Annotated in this window: 8 protein-coding genes and 1 pseudogene; 3 read left to right on the top strand and 6 right to left on the bottom strand. The window is 50.9% G+C overall.

What is annotated here, in order from left to right:
* The 3 genes and pseudogenes from ACJROR_RS00455 to ACJROR_RS00445 form a co-directional block, all read left to right on the top strand.
* Positions 1-195 (top strand): hypothetical protein (locus ACJROR_RS00455; protein WP_406545378.1); only part of this gene is annotated, 195 nt, incomplete at its 5' end.
* Between the two features lie 113 nt (positions 196-308).
* Positions 309-887: pseudogene (locus ACJROR_RS00450) on the top strand (TerD family protein); the annotation flags it as partial.
* Between the two features lie 132 nt (positions 888-1,019).
* Positions 1,020-1,472 carry a hypothetical protein gene (locus ACJROR_RS00445; RefSeq protein ID WP_406545377.1) on the top strand — a complete coding sequence of 151 codons (453 nt, stop codon included), beginning with the start codon at positions 1,020-1,022 and terminating at the stop codon, positions 1,470-1,472.
* Positions 1,473-1,486: 14 nt separating this feature from the next.
* On the opposite strand, the gene ACJROR_RS00440 is transcribed toward ACJROR_RS00445, so the two are convergent.
* The 6 genes from ACJROR_RS00440 to ACJROR_RS00415 all read right to left on the bottom strand — a co-directional run.
* Positions 1,487-2,278 carry a hypothetical protein gene (locus ACJROR_RS00440; RefSeq protein ID WP_406545376.1) on the bottom strand — a complete coding sequence of 264 codons (792 nt, stop codon included), beginning with the start codon at positions 2,276-2,278 and terminating at the stop codon, positions 1,487-1,489.
* 168 nt (positions 2,279-2,446) lie between these two features.
* On the bottom strand, positions 2,447-2,662 hold the full coding sequence (locus ACJROR_RS00435; RefSeq protein WP_406545375.1) for a hypothetical protein: 216 nt from the start codon (positions 2,660-2,662) through the stop codon (positions 2,447-2,449).
* A 274-nt stretch (positions 2,663-2,936) separates the two neighbouring features.
* A complete protein-coding gene (locus ACJROR_RS00430) occupies positions 2,937-3,425 on the bottom strand; it encodes a hypothetical protein (protein WP_406040235.1) in 489 nt (162 codons plus the stop codon).
* A gap of 148 nt (positions 3,426-3,573) precedes the next feature.
* Positions 3,574-4,056 carry a hypothetical protein gene (locus tag ACJROR_RS00425; protein ID WP_406545374.1) on the bottom strand — a complete coding sequence of 161 codons (483 nt, stop codon included), beginning with the start codon at positions 4,054-4,056 and terminating at the stop codon, positions 3,574-3,576.
* A 124-nt stretch (positions 4,057-4,180) separates the two neighbouring features.
* Positions 4,181-4,768 carry a hypothetical protein gene (locus tag ACJROR_RS00420; protein ID WP_406545373.1) on the bottom strand — a complete coding sequence of 196 codons (588 nt, stop codon included), beginning with the start codon at positions 4,766-4,768 and terminating at the stop codon, positions 4,181-4,183.
* Between the two features lie 29 nt (positions 4,769-4,797).
* A partial coding sequence (locus ACJROR_RS00415; RefSeq protein ID WP_406545372.1) for a hypothetical protein occupies positions 4,798-5,362 on the bottom strand: 565 nt, incomplete at its 5' end.

Here is a 5,362-nt window from a genome sequence, read left to right as displayed (position 1 = left end):
CCGCCCCGGGATGTTATCTGCGTGGATACCAACCATCCGATTTTGAAGTCAGAACTGGAAGAACAGCCTGAGATCCGGCAAAAGGATTCACAGGAAGTGGTGCCTGAAGAAACCGGGACGGCAGAGGCTCAGGAAAAGATAAGGGCAATTATACGAAAGCATATGGGAAACAGATTCACGGCAGCTGATAAGTGATGCGGATATCGCTGGATGGCTGACTGTTTTGCCTGGTCATTTGCCGTGATTTCGGCAGATATGTCAGAAAAGCTTTGACAGAGAACGTTTAAAAAGAGAGGAGATGTGCGGGTATGGCAATAAATCTGAAGAAAGGTCAGAAAATTGATTTAACAAAGGGTAATCCGAGACTGAGCAAACTCCTTATAGGTTTGGGATGGGATACTGACAGGTACAGCGGCGGATATGACTTCGACCTTGATACAGCGGCTTTTCTTTTGAAGGCCGATAACAAGGTCAGTTCAAATCAGGACTTCGTCTATTATGGCAATCTTCGGCATTCCTCAGGAAGCGCTGAGCATATGGGCGATAGTCTCACCGGCGGCAGCGGCGGAGATGATGAGCAAATCAAAGTGGATTTAAGCCGCGTGCCTGATGTCATAGAAAGAATTGCGATTGCGGTTACGATTTACGATGCTGAAACAAGGAAGCAAAACTTCGGGCAAGTAAGCAATGCGTATATCCGCATCATCGATACCGCAGCAAATACCGAGCTTCTCAGATATGACCTGGGCGAGGATTTTTCCTTCGAAGCATCTGTCATAGTAGGAGAAATATACAGATACAAGGGGGAGTGGAAATTTAATGCAGTTGGCAGTGGTTTTAAAGGCGGACTGAAGTCTCTATGCCTGAATTACGGAGTTAATCTGGAGGTTAAAGACAGAAACAGGGAACCTGTCATACTTAAAAAAGGCCAGAAAATATCACTGGCAAAGAATAATGGTCTTATCGTTGTGGAAAACTGATGGACTGCGGAAGATGCTGATTATGATCTTAAAGCCCTGGTGAGATACAGGGATGGACGTCTTATCTATGTCGGCGCAGCGAATGAAGACGAATGCATTTCCACTCCGGAAGGCGCTGTAAAGCATAGCGGTGATGTTACCGAACCTGGAGAACTTGAACATATCTACATAAAATGGCATCCGGACATCGCTTCTGTAGCAGTAAGTTCGTATTCGGCAATTGAAAACGGAACAGGTTCTTTCCATGAATATGGTGTATTCGTAAGAATCAGAAATGGCAGGCAAATTATCGAAATTCCGGCATCTGATACCAGTGTCGATGATTTAAGCTATACATTGTGTTTTGGCGAGATATTGTTTGGTAAATCTGAAGGTTCATTAGATGTGGCTGCTTTGGAAATGTACAGCGCGCCTGGCTCTGAAAACAGAATCGGCTATATTGACGGGCGCGTCGTGATGGATATCGGGCCAGAGGGTACTCTGAAATCCTGAGCATGACCAAAGGTTCAGAGAGATTTCAGTTCCCCCTTTGTCTGATTCCGGCCTCTTTCGCTGAAATCCCCTTCGAGGATCCGGGCCTCCGGGGGATTGTGAACAGAAAGCTTTTGAAAGTAATGATTCCCGGCATCCATGAACAGGAGATAGACACCCTTGAAGGACATCTTTACCTCCGGAGTCCCGGCTGAACCATCGCTCTCCCGGGAAAGGCCCCTGAGCGCTTCCCGGTATCCGTCATCATAGATCTCCGGATCGGTTACGATGCCGTAACAGCAGATATGATTACCGGGGAGAGACATTTCCTTCATCATCAGCGGCAGGAGACCGCAATCCTCCTCAAATACATGAATTCTGAGCTTTTGCTTCTCAAAAGGCTCAAATCTCCGGAAGTGGTTCCGGAAAAAACAGTTCCGGCCGCCCCGGGGGAAACTGACATGCACCTTGAGAAAACCAGGCAGCTTGGGGATTACTGCAGTTACGGAACTCCGCTCTGCGATTTCGCTGCCCTGGCTCCACAGGGAACGGTTATTGATGCCGTATGCCGGAAAATAAAAACTGCCGCGAAGATAATCATAGTTTCCCGGGTTAGTGACACGCAGATTGTAGCTTCTCAGAAAACGGCGATATCTGAGTTCACTGTTGGACAGGTTTTCGGGACGGGACAGAAGATCCGTCAGGATCAGCCTGCGGTGGTAATCCATGGGAACCATCTCATCGAAATTGATGGGGTCGCAGTATTCCGGGAGTGATCGTTCGTTCTCCTTGCCGGCTTCCTTTCCCGGTTCTTTTGTTTCGTCCATAATTGCTCTCTTTGGTTTTTTGCGCGCTGATTCCGCAGGCTCTCAAATGATAAAAATCTTTCTCGCAGTGTAAAAAGGAGCCCCTATACCGGAAGCTCAAAACCCCCGGCGTTAAAAGGACGCGAGATCCCAGGGGCTTTTACGGCAGTTCCGCAGACGTGCCGGCCTTCACCAGAGAATCGGCCAGGGCGGGAAAGGAAGCGGATCCTCAAACGGCGGCACAACAACGCTTTTCAAAAGTGCCGGTGCCAAAAGCGCGGCAGCGGCTAAGGGGTTCTTCCTGTTCCGGATGTTTCTCATGCTGTTCATGGCGTTCTCCTTATTCTGAAAGCTTCTTAATCCGCTGGAGTTACCGGCTTCGCTGCCGGCTTTAATTACCCGCATTGGTTCCCGAACATAACGCCCTGCCGTTTTCAGGACAGAGCGCCGCCGGCCGCGGGTCAGTCGTTATGGGTCAGTATCCAGATAAGCGCTGCGGTAAGCATAGGTGCTCCTTATATTTAATAGTCTCAAAAATCCCGAAATTGTTCCGGGTTCCTTAAAAAATTTTTTCTCGAAAGTGAGAATGATAAACCGGAGGATGCACTGGGAGGCCGGCAGCGAACAGCTGAATCCGGCTCCTCCCGCATCTCCGCGCCCGGAAAAAGGTTTCGGAAAATCAAGCCAGACCTCGGGCGCGGCGGTCAAAATCTGCGGCGATCCTCCAGCCGGCATGTTCTATAAGTCCCGCGGAAATTGCAGAGCTCAGGGCAGTCAGTCCCGGAATAGATTTCAGACCTTCCTTGGCAAGATACCGGATCGGCTGCGCGGCAATCTGCTTTTTGAGAGCAGTGATAGCAATCTCTCTGGCAATCTCCTTGCTGATGATTTTGGCAGATTCCTTTGCGACATACTTTTTCCAGAGGATTTTGGCGGCACCAGTAGCTGCCGCGCTCATGATCTTCCCTTTGGCCCTCTTCTTTGATTCCTGAGCGCCCACGCTGCTATCCAGCTTAAAAACCCGGGCCAGAGCCATAACCATGGTGACCATCGCCCCCATATCGGCGGCAAATCCGGTACCGGGCACGGGCACCAGATTACCGGCAGCGGAAGCGGCGGCGGCAGAGTGAATGATCTTGTGGCAGGCGGATTTCTGAATGCTGTTCATAACGGTATCTCCTCTGAGGTGTTCTTTAACGGTTACCTGATATGGCAATTATCACCGAATGAAAAATTCTTATGATTTCCGGCCATAGCTGGAAATCTCCCAGGGCCCCGGGAGCCGGGGCGGTCATTTCGCAAAATCAGGCCAGACCTCAGGAGCTGCGGTCAAAATCGGCAGCAACCCTCCAACCGGCATCTTCAATAAGTCCCGCGGAAATTGCGGAACTCAGGATAGTCCCCAGTATCGGAACAGACTTCGCAGTTTCCTTGGTGATATACCGAATCGGCTGCGCGGCAATCTGCTTTTTGAGAGCAGTCATGGCAATCTCCCGGGCGATCTTTTTACTGATGATTTTGGCAGATTCCTTTGCGACATGCTTTTTCCAGTTTTCGGGGAGCTGTTTTTGGATGGAATCTTTGACTTTTTTCATTTTTTTGGCCCTCTTCTTTGATTCCGCAGCGCCCGCTCTGCTATCCAGCTTAAAAACCCGGGCCAGAGACATAACCATGGCGACCATCACCCCCATATCGACGGCAAATCCGGTACCGGGCACGGGCACCAGGTTACCGGCAGCGGCAGCAGCGGCGGCAGAGTGAATGATCTTGTGGCAGGCTGATTTCTGAGCGCTGTTCATAACGGTATCTCCTCTGGTGTGTTCTTTAACGGTTACCTGATATGGCAATTATCACTGAATGAAAAATCCTCAGGATTTCTGGCTATTGCCCAGAATGCTCCCGGGGCCCCGGGAGCCGGGGCGGTCATCTCGCAAACTCCAGTCTCGGCTCACAGCCGAGCTTTGCCGCATAGATCCGGAAATACTGAGATATTTTGCTCCGGGCGATTTCCATATGAGCGGTCCGGAATTTCAATTCTTCCTCCAGCACCCTCATGTTCATTATGCGGTCCAGATCCACATTATTGCCGTCCTCGTCCTTAAGCTGCATTTCCCCGTCGGTGGACGCGCGTACCAGAGTCCCCCGGTTTGCGGGACGGAAAGGACTGTTCCTGACAGTGGCGGTCAGAATGCATTTATCGCCCTTCCAGACAATATCCGGCTCCTTGCCCGCTACATACTGAAAACCGTAATCTATCGTGACGAGATCCTTTCGGTAGTAAATGTCATCCTTGAAGATGAGATGCGGCACGGAGCGGTGATAGGTTACGGTATAGGAGGCTTCCAGCGTGGCCTGCATCATGCCGTTCATGGCAGCAACAACTTCGCTGACATCCTGATCCTGAGCGCAGACGGCGGGAGATCCGGCGGCAAGAGCTGCGGACATTGCCAGAGCCCGGAGAACACTTTTTACGGAGCGGGGGAGTATGCAGGTACTAAGGCACATTTTCATAATCTGTTCCTCTTCTTGAATTCTTACCGTTACTGTTTCTGATTGTCCGGAGAGCCATCAGACACCGGCAGATCCAGGGCTTTGGCTTCCGCCTTCCGGGCGAAGATGGTTTCGCAGGCCGGCCTGAGAAAAGTCCGGAGCTGTTCCTGACTGTCCTTGACGTTTAAGAGCCCGTGCTGATTCATAAAGCTCATAAGCATCATGTTCCGACGCTGCTCATTTTCGTCCCACCCATGGCAATCGCCGGACACGGTATAATTGCCCTCCAGTTCCATGGTAATGGCGTTTGCCGCCATGATTTCCGGCTTCGGGAGATCTGCGGCATTCCCGCGGCAAACCGCCTCCATCACCTTATCGTCGTCCAGATATTTCCCGATATTCTGGTAGCCGTAGCTGATCTGGTATTTCCGGATGCAGAGTCCGTCCAGATACCTTCCGGAAAATAAGCTTTCACCGTAGTGCAGATCCTCCATGTCTATATAGGAAAAACCGGTGTAGAACTTTTCAATGGTTTTGATGCCCATAAGCTCGGCTCCGGTTCTGACCGCGGCTGCCTGAGGGGACGAGACCCAGACATCCTTCAGGGCCACGCAC

This window comes from Succinimonas sp., assembly GCF_045225735.1.
In the GTDB taxonomy this organism is placed as follows: domain Bacteria; phylum Pseudomonadota; class Gammaproteobacteria; order Enterobacterales; family Succinivibrionaceae; genus Succinimonas.
This window is presented reverse-complemented; position numbering and strand designations above follow the sequence as displayed.

What these genes read in the sequence shown, in the direction of transcription:
- ACJROR_RS00430 (WP_406040235.1), bottom strand. Translation starts at nt 3,425, where the DNA reads ATGAACAGCATTCAGAAATCCGCCTGCCACAAGATCATTCACTCTGCC.
- ACJROR_RS00425 (WP_406545374.1), bottom strand. Translation starts at nt 4,056, where the DNA reads ATGAACAGCGCTCAGAAATCAGCCTGCCACAAGATCATTCACTCTGCC.
- ACJROR_RS00440 (WP_406545376.1), bottom strand. Translation starts at nt 2,278, where the DNA reads ATGGACGAAACAAAAGAACCGGGAAAGGAAGCCGGCAAGGAGAACGAA.
- ACJROR_RS00435 (WP_406545375.1), bottom strand. Translation starts at nt 2,662, where the DNA reads ATGCGGGTAATTAAAGCCGGCAGCGAAGCCGGTAACTCCAGCGGATTA.
- ACJROR_RS00420 (WP_406545373.1), bottom strand. Translation starts at nt 4,768, where the DNA reads ATGAAAATGTGCCTTAGTACCTGCATACTCCCCCGCTCCGTAAAAAGT.